This is a genomic window from Natronorubrum halophilum, from assembly GCF_003670115.1.
GTDB classification, from domain to species: Archaea; Halobacteriota; Halobacteria; order Halobacteriales; family Natrialbaceae; genus Natronorubrum; species Natronorubrum halophilum.
In genome coordinates, this window is sequence record NZ_QQTY01000005.1 from 263,844 (window position 1) to 278,524 (window position 14,681).

The 14,681-nt window shown below is 61.6% G+C and carries 13 protein-coding genes and 1 tRNA gene; 9 read left to right on the forward strand and 5 right to left on the reverse strand.

The genetic code is table 11. From position 1 onward, the window contains the following. Positions 1 to 57 precede the first annotated feature (57 nt). Both DWB23_RS20215 and DWB23_RS20220 read left to right on the forward strand, forming a co-directional pair. Entirely contained in the window at positions 58 to 375 is a 318-nt protein-coding gene (locus DWB23_RS20215; protein WP_121744590.1) for a DUF7410 domain-containing protein, read from the forward strand. 166 nt (positions 376 to 541) lie between these two features. Continuing rightward, on the forward strand, positions 542 to 2,248 hold the full coding sequence (locus DWB23_RS20220; protein ID WP_121744591.1) for a S8 family serine peptidase: 1,707 nt from the start codon (positions 542 to 544) through the stop codon (positions 2,246 to 2,248). Between the two features lie 223 nt (positions 2,249 to 2,471). On the opposite strand, the gene DWB23_RS20225 is transcribed toward DWB23_RS20220, so the two are convergent. Beyond that, on the reverse strand, positions 2,472 to 4,943 hold the full coding sequence (locus DWB23_RS20225) for a cbb3-type cytochrome c oxidase subunit I (RefSeq protein ID WP_121744592.1): 2,472 nt from the start codon (positions 4,941 to 4,943) through the stop codon (positions 2,472 to 2,474). Beyond that, positions 4,940 to 5,938, reverse strand: a complete 999-nt coding sequence (gene coxB, locus DWB23_RS20230) for a cytochrome c oxidase subunit II (RefSeq protein WP_121744593.1) — start codon at positions 5,936 to 5,938, stop codon at positions 4,940 to 4,942. The genes DWB23_RS20225 and coxB overlap by 4 nt, the downstream gene beginning before the upstream one ends. 530 nt (positions 5,939 to 6,468) lie before the next feature. Here coxB and DWB23_RS20235 point away from each other — a divergent pair. Next, a complete protein-coding gene (locus DWB23_RS20235) occupies positions 6,469 to 6,765 on the forward strand; it encodes an amphi-Trp domain-containing protein (protein WP_121744594.1) in 297 nt (98 codons plus the stop codon). Between the two features lie 44 nt (positions 6,766 to 6,809). Here DWB23_RS20235 and DWB23_RS20240 read toward each other — a convergent pair whose 3' ends face one another. Beyond that, positions 6,810 to 7,271, reverse strand: a complete 462-nt coding sequence (locus DWB23_RS20240) for a hypothetical protein (RefSeq protein ID WP_121744595.1) — start codon at positions 7,269 to 7,271, stop codon at positions 6,810 to 6,812. Positions 7,272 to 7,330: 59 nt separating this feature from the next. On the opposite strand from DWB23_RS20240, the gene DWB23_RS20245 reads away from it, so the two are divergent. Beyond that, positions 7,331 to 7,969, forward strand: coding sequence for an adenylate kinase (locus DWB23_RS20245; RefSeq protein WP_121744596.1), 639 nt, complete (start codon positions 7,331 to 7,333; stop codon positions 7,967 to 7,969). A 125-nt stretch (positions 7,970 to 8,094) separates the two neighbouring features. Here the strand turns inward: DWB23_RS20245 and DWB23_RS20250 are convergent, their stop codons facing one another. Beyond that, positions 8,095 to 9,591, reverse strand: a complete 1,497-nt coding sequence (locus DWB23_RS20250; protein ID WP_162989884.1) for a DUF7289 family protein — start codon at positions 9,589 to 9,591, stop codon at positions 8,095 to 8,097. 283 nt (positions 9,592 to 9,874) lie between these two features. Here DWB23_RS20250 and DWB23_RS20255 point away from each other — a divergent pair, with 283 nt between their 5' ends. The 4 genes from DWB23_RS20255 (at position 9,875) to DWB23_RS20270 (ending at position 12,648) form a co-directional block, all read left to right on the forward strand. Then, positions 9,875 to 10,828, forward strand: coding sequence for a DUF106 domain-containing protein (locus tag DWB23_RS20255; protein WP_121744598.1), 954 nt, complete (start codon positions 9,875 to 9,877; stop codon positions 10,826 to 10,828). A 156-nt stretch (positions 10,829 to 10,984) separates the two neighbouring features. Then, complete coding sequence (gene cmk / locus DWB23_RS20260) at positions 10,985 to 11,560, forward strand: (d)CMP kinase (RefSeq protein WP_121744599.1); 576 nt, start codon at positions 10,985 to 10,987, stop codon at positions 11,558 to 11,560. A gap of 5 nt (positions 11,561 to 11,565) precedes the next feature. Next, entirely contained in the window at positions 11,566 to 12,486 is a 921-nt protein-coding gene (locus DWB23_RS20265; RefSeq protein ID WP_121744600.1) for an RNA-guided pseudouridylation complex pseudouridine synthase subunit Cbf5, read from the forward strand. A 91-nt stretch (positions 12,487 to 12,577) separates the two neighbouring features. Further along, positions 12,578 to 12,648: transfer RNA gene (locus DWB23_RS20270), tRNA-Pro, on the forward strand. A 319-nt stretch (positions 12,649 to 12,967) separates the two neighbouring features. Here the strand turns inward: DWB23_RS20270 and DWB23_RS23205 are convergent. After that, positions 12,968 to 13,114 carry a hypothetical protein gene (locus DWB23_RS23205; RefSeq protein ID WP_162989885.1) on the reverse strand — a complete coding sequence of 49 codons (147 nt, stop codon included), beginning with the start codon at positions 13,112 to 13,114 and terminating at the stop codon, positions 12,968 to 12,970. Between the two features lie 666 nt (positions 13,115 to 13,780). Here DWB23_RS23205 and DWB23_RS20275 point away from each other — a divergent pair. Beyond that, positions 13,781 to 14,593, forward strand: coding sequence for an Nmad3 family putative nucleotide modification protein (locus tag DWB23_RS20275; RefSeq protein ID WP_121744601.1), 813 nt, complete (start codon positions 13,781 to 13,783; stop codon positions 14,591 to 14,593). The last annotated feature ends 88 nt before the right edge of the window (positions 14,594 to 14,681 follow it).

A 14,681-nucleotide genomic window follows, 5' to 3' on the forward strand; every position in this document is an offset into this window, starting at 1 on the left:
TCACTACCCGAACACCGATACACACTTTATCGGGCCGCCACAACGCACGTCCAACGAATGACTGTCGGACCGGCTCTCGACCTCGAGTTGTATCCGGAGACCGTCACGGAGTACGAGTACGACGTGCCGGCAGACGAGACGCCCGCGACGACTTGTCCGTACTGTGAGCGGCCGTTTCGCTCCGAACGGTACGTGACGTATCATCTCGGCGTGTCTCATCCCGAGGAGCTCACCGACGACGAACGAGCGGCGTTCGAGGACGAACGTGAAGACGAGGAGTTCGATCTCCTGACGTTCCACGTGAAGGCAGCCGTGACCGTTTTTATGACGTACTTCGTGTTTACGTTCCTCTACGCGCTCGTGTGGGCCGGGTAAAGCACCGAAGCCCTCCGGTTCGCACGTCGGGTAACGCGACGAGTTCTCCGCAACCGCCGGCTAGCCGCTCTCAGCGGTTGCGTTCGATTCGAACCGAATCCGAAGCCGACAGAACAGGTTAGTGAGCCAGAATCTCTTCATCTGGTGACTGCCCAGTTGACGTATCATGGCGGTCCGCCTCGCGAACGCGAGTGAGGGAGTGAACCGTACGCTCTGCGTCGTCTTCGTCTGTCTCCTGCTCGTGACGTCGCTTTCGGTTCCGGTCGTCGCTGTCACCGCTGGGTCAGAACCCGAGAGCGTTCGGAACGAGGTCCCCACACGCCAGTTTCACGACCACGGCGGTGAGTCGATCGAGATTGGCGATGGGCTCGAGTCGGCCGACGGAACCCTCGAGGTCGTCGTTCGCTTCGAAGAGGCGACGATTCCGGACTCCGCAACCGAGACCGGATCCGAGGAACGACTCGAAGATCACGCTGATGAAACGCAGGCACCGGTGCTCGAGTACGTCGACTCGACCCCCGGCGTCAGCGTCGAAACGGAGTTCTGGGTGACCAACGCCGTGTTGCTCGAGGTCGACACCGACCGGGTGGCACTCGAGACGTTCGGGGAATTTCCGGCGGTCGAGGCGATCCACGAGAACTTCGAACTCACCGTACCGGAGCAGCCGGTGGTGAACACGACGGATCGATCGGGACCAACGTCGGGGGTCGAGAGCGAAACCGAAATCCGGGCACAGCAACCGACGCGAGGCGTCGAGCTACTAAACGCACCCGACGTCTGGGAGGCGTACGATACACGCGGCGATGGCGTCCGGGTTGCGGTCCTCGATACCGGAATCGACGCCGACCATCCGGACCTCGAACTCGCGACGGACGACCCGTCGGACCCGACGTATCCGGGCGGCTGGGCGGCGTTCGATGCGACGGGCGATCGCATCGAGGGATCGACGCCCCACGACACCGGAACGCACGGAACGCACGTCAGCGGGACCGTCGCTGGTGGCGCGGCAACGGCCACCCAGATCGGCGTCGCTCCCGACGCAGAGCTGCTCCACGGACTCGTTTTGAGCGATACGAGCGGCTCGTTCGCACAGGTCATCGCCGGTGTGGAATGGGCGCTCGAGGAAGACGCCGACGTGATCAGCATGAGCCTCGGGTCTGCTGGGAGACATCGACAGTTGATTGATCCGGTACGGAACGCCGTGGATAGCGGTACCGTCGTCGTGGCGGCGGTCGGTAACGACGGCGTGGAGACCTCCGACTCGCCGGGGAACGTCTACGATTCGATCGGCGTCGGTGCGGTCCACGAAAGCGGTGCAGTCCCCTCGTTTTCCGGTGGCGAGTGGATCAACCGAAGCGACTGGCAATCAGCGCCGTCGTCGTGGCCGTCATCGTACGTCGCCCCTGACGTCGTGGCCCACGGCGTCGGGGTCGTGAGTACCGTTCCCGGCGGCGACTATCGGGCCATGCCCGGGACATCGATGGTGACGCCGCACGTCTCCGGGGCGGTTGCACTGATGCTGTCGGTCGAACCCGACGCGACCCCCGAGGAAATCTCGACGGCACTGTATAAGACCGCCTGGAAACCCGGACAGACGGGTGCACCGACGAACGGCCCGGCGACGGATGTTCGGTACGGGAACGGGATCGTCGATGCGAAAGCCGCCACTGATTCGCTCGTCGCGGCCCACAGCGACATCGATCCGACAACTGGCGGGGGTGCAGACGAGACGAGCGCGATGATCCCTCGAGCCACGCCGGCGTTCAGCGGACCGGTCATCGTCGCAGTGTCGATCGTCGTCCTCGCCGTCAGTGTCGGATCGCTCCTCACGGCGCGGTCGATCGCTCGAGAGACGGACAACGGTGACCGTTAGAGCAGGCGTTTCGAGCAGGTCCTCGGGTCGCAGACACGACCGATCTCCGAGTACCACCGTCGACGGGGACCGAGGACGAACGCCGTGTGCTCGAGGAATCGATAGCTGCACCGAGTCAAAACTGGTTGCGATGACGATCCGAGCGGACGGCTATCTGTTGCTCGAGGTGGCGAAGCGGCGACGGAGCAAAAAACGCGAACGGAACCCGCGTAGCGGGTGAGCGCTACATCAGGTAGAACAGTGGGAACAGGAACACCCACACGATATCGACGAAGTGCCAGTAGAGTCCGAAGAACTCGACCGGACGGTGGTCCTCGAGATAGGCGTCGACGCTGATGATCCGGTAGATCATGAAGACGGCGACGAGCAATCCGAGAATCACGTGCAGCGCGTGGAGTCCCGTGGTGACGAAGTAAATCGAGTACTCGATGCCGTTCCACCAGTAGTCGCCGTGGGAGAACTTGACGCTGTACTCGTAGGCCTTTACGCTCATGAACGCGAGTCCGAGCAAGAGCGTCGCACCCATCGCGGTCAGCAGTCCCTTCTTGTTCTGGCGCTCGGCGAAGACGAGCGCGAGGATGACCGTGAAGCTCGAGGTGAGCAGGATGTAGGTGTTGAGCAGGCCGGGCCAGGAGGCGAACGGCACCGTTGTCCACTCGCTCCAGCCGGTGTGGATACGCATGAAGATGAACGCGCCGATCGCGGCACCGAAGACGACGACGTCGGAGGCGAGGAACACCCAGACGCCCATCTTGGTGTTGCCGACGCCCTCGAACGGCCAGCGTTCGGCAACGGGCATCTCCGGCGCGTTGAACTCCTCGACGCCGAACTTGAACAGGGTGACCGCGAGGATCGCCAGTCCGGCCGCGATGAGGGCCGGATAGAGGATGCTCGTCTCGGCTCCGGTTCCGACGCCCTCGAGACCGCGTTCCGTCGCGAAGCTGACCGTGTACGGGGTAATCCCCGTCAGCCCGAGGAAGAACACGAAGGTCCCGAGACCGATGCCGAGCGGCCAGATGCTGGCGTGATCCGCGTGTACGTCTTCGTGAGCGGACTCCGTCGTCGTCTCTGCGTGTCCGGTGGCGACACCGCCGTCGGTGGCGGCCGCCGAGTCGTCGACGAACTCGAGGCGACCGCTGGCGTAGCTCGGACGGCCGTCCCAGTTCTCGAGCGGCGGGGGCGACGGAATCGCCCACTCGGCGGTTCGGGAGAACTCCCACGGGTTATCGGGGGCGTCGGGACCCGATACCCAACTCTTTGCGAGCGTGAAGAACATGATCAGGAACGACGAGCCGAGGACGAACGCCCCGACGGTCGCCATCTGGTGGTAGATCTGCATTCCCTCACCGTAGTTGAAGACGCGACGCGGCGTCTCCCAGGCGAGGAACATCGGGAAGTACAGCAGGTTGAACCCGATGAAGTAGACTGCGAAGTTGAGTTTTCCCAGCGTCTCGGAGTACATCTTCCCGGTAATTTTGGGCCACCAGTAGTAGAGGCCCGCGATCAGCGCGGTTACTCCGGAGACCATCACGTAGTGGAAGTGGGCGACGACCCAGTAGGTGCCACGGAACTCGTAGTCCAGCACGACGGCTCCGAGGAAGACCCCGGTGATTCCGCCGAGGATGAATAGGACGAGCGCACCGAGACTGAACAGGAACGGCGTGGTAAACCGAACGCGTCCCTTGACCATCGTGTAGATCAGCGCGAAGACCATCAGGTCGAAGGGCAGCGAAATCCCGATCGTCGTCGCCATGAACAGCGTCGTGATCTCGAGGTTGATGGTGGTCAGGAACATGTGGTGCATCCAGACCAGGAAGGACTGGACGGCCACGAGGACCATCGCGATGATGACCCATTTCCGACCGACGAGTCGCCGACCGGTGAAGGTCTGGAACGTCTCGAACATGATCCCCAGCGCGGGGAAGAAGACGATGTACACCTCCGGATGGCCGAAGAACCAGAACAGGTGCGCCCACAGCAGGCCCGAGCCCTGGTCGGTCGCGAAGTACTGCGTCAGGAAGATGCGGTCGATCGACAACAACAGCAGTGCGGCGAGCAGCGCGGCGAAGGCGAACAGCATCATCCAGACCGTCAGCAGCCACGACCAGGTGAACATCGGCATGTTCCAGAGGCCGAGTCCCTCCGCACGGGAGCGATGGATGGTGACGAGGAAGTTCACCGTCCCGATCGTGATCGAGAAGACGAACAGCAACAAGGCGAGAACCGTCGCATTACCGCCGGTCGTCGCCTCCATCGCGGGCGTATACGTCGGCACGTTCAACGGGGCGTACATCGTCCAGCCACCGGCGAACGAGCCCTGCTGGAAGAACGAAATGGCAATGAGAATTCCGGAGAACAGGTAGAACCAGTAACTCAGGGCGTTCATTCGAGGGAACGCGAGGTCGTCCGCCCCGATCTGTAGCGGAACGAAGTAGTTCGCAAAGCCGGCTGCGAACGGCGAGAGGAACCAGAAAACCATCAACAACCCGTGGGTCGAGACGGCCTGGTTGAACTCGTTCCCCGAAAGGAGACCCGTACCGCCGGCTTCCCAGAGGTGTGCACGGAACACTAACGCGAGGACGCCGCCGAACAGCAAGAAGAACAGCGCCGTCGCCAGATAGAGGACCCCGACGTCCTTGTGGTTCGTCGTAACGAACCACCGCTTGATGGACGTCATTGGTGGAAGATCACTCATGAGTCCTCACCGCCATCGTCCGTTTCGTTGTTAGTTCCGTTTTCATCGCCTTCAGCGTCCGCGTTCGGCTCTTCGACCGTGTAGGTCTCGCTTGCCGGACTGGTGACGTCGAGGGTTTCTTCGATCGTCTCGTACTCCTCGTCCTCGAACTCGATCGTCAGATTGTACTCGCCGCCCTGTTCGAGGTCCTGGATGGAGATCGAGCCGTTTTCGAAGTCGTCCTCGGTGTACGTGTACGTGAGGTCCTCCTCGTACTCGTCGTTGTTCTGGTGGACGAGTTCGAGTTCGAGCGCGCCAGTCTCGTTGAGCGGCTCTTCGTCCGCATTCTCGAGCGTGATATCGACGTATAGCTGTTCGGCGAGCCACTGGTCGAACTCCTCTTGTTCCATGACCTCGACGGTGCCGGTCATGCCGGAGTGGAAGTCACCGCAGAGTTCGTAACACTTGATCTCGTGTTGTTGACCAGCTTCGGGTGCGACGAACCACGTCTCGTCGTACTCGCCCGGGATGGCGTCCGCTTTCACACGTAAGTCCGAGACCCCGAAGCTGTGCCAGACGTCGCCGGAAGTCGTCCTGATTTCGACCGGATAATCCGCCGGGACGCGCATGGTGCTCGTTCCTTCAGCACCGTTTTCGTATTCGAAATGCCATGCGAAGCCCTCGCCGACGACCTCGATCTCGACCGGATCTTCCTCGAAGTCGTCCGACGGGTCCTCCACGACGAGGAGCATCCCGTAGGTCCACATAACCAGCGAAATAACGATGATCGCGCTGATTCCGAACGATAGGAATAGTTTCTTTCCACCCGTTCCGCCTGTCGGTAACTCCCCGACCGTAGGTAACGAATCGTCGGCTTTCGCGTCGTCGTTATCGCGGTACTTGTACGCGTTGTACAAGGTGTATGCGATCACGACGACACCGACGAGCGTGCCGAGTCCGAGGAACACCAGGAAGATGCTCTCGAAGATGTCAACACGCGTCCGCGCTACCTGCATCGGAGTCGTAAGTGCGCTGTAGATTGTGTTCACCTCGTTTGTAAACCGCTTATATTTCGGAGGATGATGGCCGGGGGCACTTATCTATTTGGAAACGGTTCCAACGGACCCGTTTCAGCAGGGGATCACTCCCGCGAACAACACCGTTCTATTCCAGTGCCACAGGGCCACTACTCCTCAGTCCCTCACCATCCGCTTGGAGTCGAGAACCTTTTTTCTATCGCTGCAGCTCGGAGTTCGTATCTCCGGAGGGACAGATTACCGCGTGAAAACCGCTCGAGGGCGAACGTGTTCGGATGGAAAACGACGGGATCGTGTCACGGTCGTTGATTTGGCGGCGCGTAGCGGATCGTATCGCTCGCGCGCGCAACGCGAATGACAGGCGAATCGTAGTGTCCGTAAACGGAATACATCGATCAACCCCGAGGAATACCGCGCTCGAGTTACAGCGTTCGAAGCGAAACGCGTTCCGAAAGCATCCCGTGATCGCTCGGCGAAACGTTCTATATCAGTCACCCCGAAGGTTACGTATGCCAGAAGAGGTTCTCTTCAAATTCGAACGGCGCATGGGACGCGACGAAATCGCAGACTACCTCCGTTCCGTCGCCGATACACTCGAGGGCGACGGTCCGATCTCCCTCGAAGCCGGCGGGGAATCGGTGACGATGACGCCACCAGCGCGGCCGACCTTCGAGGTCAAGGCCGAGCGAGAAACGTCGAGTTCGGCCCCCGACGGGCCGGGCGAACTCGGCCTCGAATTCGAACTCGAGTGGAAGGAAGGCGACGGTGGGGACGACGACGGCAGCGGCGAACTCTCTATCGAGTAACGACCGAACCGATTCGTCGGTCTCGAGTCGGGTGGTGGCCGGGACTACAGTTCGACGACCCAGACGCGGAATTCCGACGGCAGTTCGTAGACTCGGCGAAATATCGCATCGAGGCACTGGGCGATCCGATTCGGATCCGCCTTCGCGCTAACGTGAACGTTGATGCCCTCGGCATCGTCGGGACGACGTATCTCGTCGATCTTGAACGCCGGAAACTCCCCGAGGACGGACTTGAGCGACTCGAGTTCCGTATCGGTACAGTCGAGGTTGATGAGTCCGTCGCCGAACTGGATCCACGGCGCGCCGAGTTCGGAGTCGGGAGCGTCGTGCTCGCTGTCAGCGGCGCTTTCGCTCCCGTCGATCGCCGGTTCGTCGTCGGCCGTCGCGAGCGCGCCGTCGTCGACCTCGAGGGTCACGAACCCGCTCCCGCGTTGGCGGTGGGCCGTGATGGCATCGACGTACAGTTTTCGTCGGTCCGCCGGATCGGCTGCGTCGAAACGCGTCATACACGACTGGATGTGGCCATTTCTTTAAGCCTTTATGCGACGCCGATCAAGGGTGGGGTATGGCACAACCACGAATTCTGATCCTGGGTGCACCCGGGGCCGGAAAGGGGACCCAGAGTGCAAAGATCACCGACGAGTTCGACCTCGAGCACATCACCACCGGTGACGCACTTCGTGCGAACAAGGAGATGGATATCTCCGAGATGAACACGGAGTACGATACGCCGCGAGAGTATATGGACCAGGGCGAACTCGTCCCCGATGCGGTTGTCAACGCCATCGTCGACGAGGCGCTCTCCCAGGCCGACGGCTTCGTCCTCGACGGCTACCCGCGGAACCTCGAGCAGGCCAAGGAACTCGAGAATATGACGGATCTGGACGTCGTGCTCTACCTCGACGTCGACGAAGCGGAACTCGTTCACCGGCTGACGGGTCGTCGACTGGACCCCGAAACGGGCGACATCTACCACGTCGAGTACAACCCGCCGGAGGACCCGGACGTCGAGGCGCGACTCGAGCAGCGCGACGACGACACCGAGGAGACGGTGAAAGAGCGACTGCGCGTGTTCCGAGAGAACACCGAACCGGTTATCGATTACTACGAGGACGAGGGGGTGCTCGAGCGCGTCGACGGCGAACAAACTCCTGACGAGGTCTGGGAGGACGTGAAGACGACGATCGAAAACGCGGCGACGTAACGCTCCCTCGTAATAGAAGCGGCGTCTCTTACCAGCAACGGGACAGCGGACGACGTTCGATCGGTGGCGAACGGTTTTTAACGAGTTCAACGGATGACTTGATTTCGGCAAGAACGAGCGGTCGGTCAGTCGTTCGTGATGTCGATAGCGTGGTTGGTGATATTCAGGTAGATCAGATCCGGCGGTGCCTGTACGCGCTCGTTGATTTTGGGCTCGAGATCGGAAAGCGCGGGATCGTGAGTGATGGTCGGGTTCCCGTTGAGTTCGACCGATCCTCCGACCAGTGAGCCGTACACGTCCGGATTCCCGGCCGCTGTTTCGACCATGCTTCCCCCGCCGGAGGACGGCGCGTAGACGACCCCCTCGTAGTATCCGTTCCCTCGAATCGTAAACTCGAACGACGAATCGCCGTACACCTGAATGCGGGCCGGATTCTTGCCGCTACCGTCGGGTTTCAGTTCGTTGTTAGCCACGTCGAGACCGCCCGACGTGTAGACGTAGAACGCGTGTTCGCCGTCGTGGTTCTCGACGAGGACGTCGTCGTCGATGGTCACGATACCCTCGGTGACGAGAACGACGTCACCGTTCGCGAGATCGACGTTGTTGCCGAGAGAGACGTCTCCGTCCGCGTAGTACGTCCCGTTCTCGATCGTACTCGAGGGGTCGAGTTCGTCGTAGTCGTCCGTCGTTTCGTCGATCCGTGCCGCGATTTCGTCGTCGATGTTCGCTAACGGCTCTACGCCTTCCTCGTGGCCGTCCTCGTAATTACCGCTCTCGTCGACGGAGCCGGCAGCCATGACGGACCCTTCCACGACACCGGCACCGCCACCCGCCCAGTTGAGATCACCGCCCGCTCGCACCGCCTGTGAGAACTCGCTCGGGTGGCTGATCTGTCCGAGGTTTACCGTCACCGACTTTTTGTCGGTGCCGTCGACGGGTTCGGTCGTCACCGCCCACGGGGCCCCCGTTTCCTCGATGAAATACGTCTCCCACCCGCTCCAGTACTCGCTCGTTACTTCGATCTCGACTCGCTGGTTCTCCTCGACTCGATGTTCGGAGTCGATCCGCTGGTTCCCGAAGGAGATCGATCCGGACTCGAGGTCCTGTTCGCCGGAAGCGATGTCGACGATCGGGAACGTGAGCGTGTCGCTGTCCTCGTCGTACTGGAACTGCGGTGCGGAGACGAGGCGAGTTTCCGCTCCCTCCTCGCGGAACACGGCCCCCGCTTCGTACGCCAGTTTCGAACCGTCGCTACCCGTGTACTCTATCGATCCGAACGAGATATCGTCGATGATCGGGTCGTTCGAACTCGCCTCGCGGATTTCGATCGCTCCGGTGTCCTCCCGCGTGATCGCGCCGTGGTCACCGACGTCGAAGTCGATCGATCTCGAGGTGTCGTCGGTTACCGCAGCATCCGTCATCTTCTGACTCATCTCGATGAACGCCTGTTCGACCCGCTCGTTTTCGGATTGCTGTTCGGCACCGTTAATGGCCGCTCCACCGACGAGAAGGATGCTACAACTCCCAGCAGCGACCATTCCGATCAACAGGACGACCCCGATCAACGTCGACTGGGCCCTCCCCGACGATCTCTTCGGTTCGTGCCCGCGTGGCGCTCTCATACGCGATTACTCGACAATACTCACAAGAAAACAGTCGTCCGATCAAATACTTCAAGACCGTTTACATTCGTTCACGAACGGTCTGTTCCACGAGGAGATGTCGAGAGCAGTAGCGCCAGGACGCTTGTACCGGGAGAATTCGGTAAACAGTCGCGGGAGACGAATTCCGTGGCGGCTGCGGACGGGAACCGGGCAATCAGTAGACACGTATCGCAAAAAGCGGAATTCGGCGGAGCGCGGAAGATAAACACTTGTATACCGAACGCGCCCTAGCCACAAGCAGATGACGCGTACAGCGGAGAAGATCAACGGTCTCGTTCGCGAGGACTCCTCGATGGCAGACGCCCTCGAGGCGATTCGCGAGGAAGCCGACAGGAACGGAGGCGAGGTCCAGTGGGCCGACGTCAACGATACCCTGTCGAGTGGACAATGGGGTCGTCTGATCGAAAAAGGCGTACTGGTCGACGGCGACGAAGGATTCGAAATCGCCGACCGCGAGGCCTACGACGAGGCACTCGACGGGGACGGCGACGGCGAGAGTTACGACGCCGACGTCGAAATCGACGCCGAACAGTCCAAGTGGTCACAGTGGGATAAACTGGCCGGTGTCGGCTCGCTCCTGTTGATGTTCGGCTACTGGATCGGGTCCGTCCGGGATGCGGTCGGCTCGACGCTCGACATGGTACTGGGTCCGCTCGATGCCGCGTTGCCGTTTTACGCCGTGATTCTGTCCGTAGCGCTGCTGACCGGCCTGTACTCGACGCTGTTGCAGGCGAACCTGATGAATCCCGAGATCATGGGAAAGTATCAGGAGCGGATGAAGGCGATGCAGGAGAAACAAAAGGACGTCCGCGAGCGCAAGGAGGACGCCGAAGAGCGCGGTGCCAGCGAGGCCGAACTCGAACGACTCGACGACGAACTCGAGGAGGCCCGCGAAGAGCAGATGGAGGCCATGGCCGAGAACCTCGGAATGTTCAAAGAGCAGTTGCGCCCGATGGCGTGGATCATGCTGTTTACCATTCCGCTGTTCCTCTGGATGTACTGGAAGATCCAGACCGTCGGCATCGACGGTGCAGAAGCGACCGTAATCATGCCGATAGCCGGAGAAACGACCTGGAACTCGGGACTTCTCGGACCGATGCCGGCCTGGATCGTGTGGTACTTCTTGTGCTCGATGGGCTTTACGCAGCTGTTGCGCAAGGCACTGAACATCGACATGACGCCGTCTGGAACCTGAAATCGGCCGGGATCTCGGAGTCCGTGTGCTGACGCTCCCTCGTTGTACACGTGTTGGGGATTCCGTAGATCGCAGCCACGATATCCACAACTCGTTCCGTCTTTCGCCCGTCGAACGATTCAAAACCCATTTTACCGGTCGCCGCGCAGTTCGGATATGTTACTCACCGTCTCCGGTCCGCCGGGAAGCGGGAAGAGCACGACTGCGGAGTTGCTCGCCGACACCTTTGATCTCGACCACGTCAGCGGCGGTGACATCTTTCGAGACCTGGCGGACGAACGCGGCTATACGCCGCTCGAGTTCAACAAACTCGCCGAGGAAAACGATCAGATCGATCGGGACCTCGACCGGCGGCTTCGAGATATCGCCATCGAGCGGGACGACCTCGTGATCGAGTCCCGGTTGGCCGGCTGGCTGGCCGGCGAACAGGCCGATTTCCGTTTCTGGCTCGATGCACCACCGCGTGTTCGTGGCGAACGAATCGCCGAACGGGAGGGGAAAGATCCAGCGCGAGCAACCGAGGAGACGAAAGCCCGCGAAGCGAGCGAAGCGAAACGCTATCAGGAGTACTACGGAATCGATATTCGGGATCTGACGATCTACGATCTCTCAATAAACACGGCTCGCTGGGATCCCGACGCCGTCCTCGACATGCTCGTGACCGCCGTCGGAGAGTACGACGCTGACGGCGACGAAGGACAGGCCGTCGTTTCCATCGAGTACGAGCTCTGAGCGTGATGGCTCAGCGCTCCCGTCTCCGCGGTCCGCCGGACGATCGCACGCCCGCCGAACTGCTCACCTTCGGCGTCGTCAACCTCGACAAGCCCCCCGGCCCGTCGTCACACCAGATCAGCGGCTGGTTGCGGGATGCCGTCAACGAGACGCTTTCCGAGCGCGACGCTGGCATGTCGATTGATAACGCAGCCCACGCCGGGACGCTCGACCCCAAAGTGACCGGCTGCCTCCCCGTTATGCTCGGCGAGGCGACCCGCCTCGCACAGGTCTTTCTCGAGGGCTCGAAGGAGTACGTTTCCGTTCTCGAGTGTCACGCCCCGGTCCCGGCGGACGCCGAGTCGGTCATCGCCGAGTTCGAAGGTCCGATCTACCAGAAGCCACCGCGCAAGAGTGCGGTGTCGCGACGCCTCCGCGTGCGCGAAATCTACGATCTCGAGGTGCTCGAGACCGACGAGCGACGGCTCCTCTTGCGCATTCGATGTGAAAGCGGCACCTACGTCCGAAAACTCTGTCACGATCTGGGCCTCGCACTCGGAACCGGCGGCCACATGGGTCATTTGCGCCGGTCGGCGACGAGTCCGTTCGACGATACGGATCTGTACAACGCTCACGAGTTCCTCGACGCGCTCGCGTTCTGGCTCGAGGACGACAATCCCGAACCCCTCTCCGAGATCGTCGATCCCGCCGAGCGGATCCTCGGCGGGATCCCGTCCGTGACGATCGCCGAAAACGCCGCTCGAGAGGTGGCAAACGGTGCCCCGGTGTACGCGCCCGGCGTCCTCGAGATCGACGCTGGCGTTTCCACGGGCGATCTCGTCGCCTGTTACACGCCCAACGGAGCTGCCGTCTGTCTCGGAGAGTACGTCGGGAAGCCGGACGCAGAGCGTGGGACTGTGGTATCACTCGAACGCGTGCTGGTCTGAGCGAGCGCTGTGTGTCCGGACTGGACGTAGCCCGCGTACACTCGATCTGAAACGACACGCTTAAACAGCAGACGGCCATCGATTCACGTACGGGACCGTGGGGTAGTGGTATCCTCTGCGGATGGGGTCCGTAGGACCCGAGTTCAATTCTCGGCGGTCCCATTTTTCTGACGTAACGAGCGAGGGAGCACAGCGACCGTTGCGATATGAGGAGATCAGGGAGCAGTTTCGCTGCGACCGTGGTCCCACTCGAAATTATCTACGCGTTCAACTCTTAGCGGCTCGTACCCCTGAGCGTACGAAAAGCCGATTTCCGGCTTCGATACAGTACCGCAGATCCGCCAGGTCACATGGAAACGGTCTGCGTGACGGTCGCTCCGTGGCCATTAGCCACAATCGACGAGCAGTTTCCCCTACCCCGTCGAGGGATTCGAAACGGCAGTGGTAACGCCTCGAGCGGGACTAAACGGCGGATACGGTGTCAATCGATCAGAAACCCGCACGCGGATACCGTGAATCCGATCACGAAGAGGGGGTAGCCGGGGTCGATAGCGAATCCGAGAAGCGTCACTTGAAGCCCGAGGATCGCTACTTTGAGTCCGTCCTGGTTCCTCTGGGCCGTTGCCATCGTACGTGAACTCTCAGCCACCTGTATTAAAACTGATCAGATCTCGATTTCGACGACGCCGTTGCGTACGCGATCCGGAGGCGTAATCGCACGAGGTCACGCTCGAGGAGAACGCCGAAACCGACATCGGGTCGGTCGAGTCTGGCGTGGGAAAGGATCGGTCCCGCCTCGGGACTTGCCAGAAGACAACCGGCTCTCGAAGACGGTATCGACGGCGTCCCAGGGCTGTGGATACTGCTGTTCGTCGTCGGTAGCTTCGCCATCAGCGTCGTCACTGATCGCGTCGCTATCACCGCCCGTGCTCTCGAGAGTCCCCGATGATTTCGAACGACTCTCCTCCGCAGGAACACCGGGTACCTGTCCCGATCGGTCGGACGGATCCGTCGGACAGGATTCGTACCGCGAGGGCGCTCTGGCACTGCCGACAGATCGCGACCGATCGCTGTCCGTCGACGGGCATGCCCCGTCGTATTCTGTCATATCACGTTAACGTTTTGGTGGAACGGCTTGTCATCCTCTTGAGCACGATCCGTCCGGTGTCACTATCGCGGATACCGCTCCCACTTCGGTACCGCGCTGCTCGAACCCGCTACGGTACGCTCGAGTTACCGTCCAGATCGATCGCGACCGGCGGCTTTACGTTCCAGCCATCCAGATCACCGGATAATGACGGTCGTCCTCGCCGGTGTCGGCGCCGACAGCACGAATCTCGGGGCGCTCGCCCCGCTGTACGACGACGGGCGCTTCGAGTACGTTCCGATCCCCGAGAAAACCCCGGAGACGGACGAGACCGAAACGCTCGGCTCGTGGACGCTCCGTGCGAGCGACCGCACCGCGGCGGCGCTCACCGATCGAATCGCGCCCCAGCCGATCGGTGACGCCGACCGGACCGTCTCCGGGGATGACCTCGAGTCCTGGCCCCTCCACCGCGATCCGAACTTCGCCGCGTTAACCTACGGCGAACACCGCACCAGTGGCTACGTCTCGAGACTCCGGGCGCTCGAACCGGGCGACGTCGTCGGCTTCTACGCCGGCCTGCGTCGACCCGATGGCGACCGCGCGCACCGCTACCTGATCGGCTATTTCACCGTCGATCGCGTCGACGTCGTCACGCCCGAGATGCCTCGCGACGAACGCGAAGCCGTCCTTGCGGCCCACCCCGAGAACGCCCACACGAAGCGCGCCCGCGACGGCGAGTGCTACCTCGAGAAACCGGTCGTCCTCGTCGACGGACGCGAACCCGGCGGTCTGTTCGACCGCCACCCGATCCGGCTGAGCGACTATTACGTCAAGGCGGGGAACGAACGGGCGCAGTACTATCTGCGGGAGGACGTCGCGACGGGGTTAGCCGTCCGCGCCGGCGGCGAGAACATGATGTACAAACCGGCCTATCGCTGCGAGCTTTCGGCCGAAGCGTTTCGCCGGCGGGTTGGCCGCCCCGGCGAACGGACGGCCGAGCACGCGGTCCTCGAGGGCTGATTCTGCATCACACTCCGCCCCGATCGGGAGGGTCCACTCCGAAGCGGACGGGTCGAACTGATCGAAGTTCAAGGCGCGTTCCGAACGG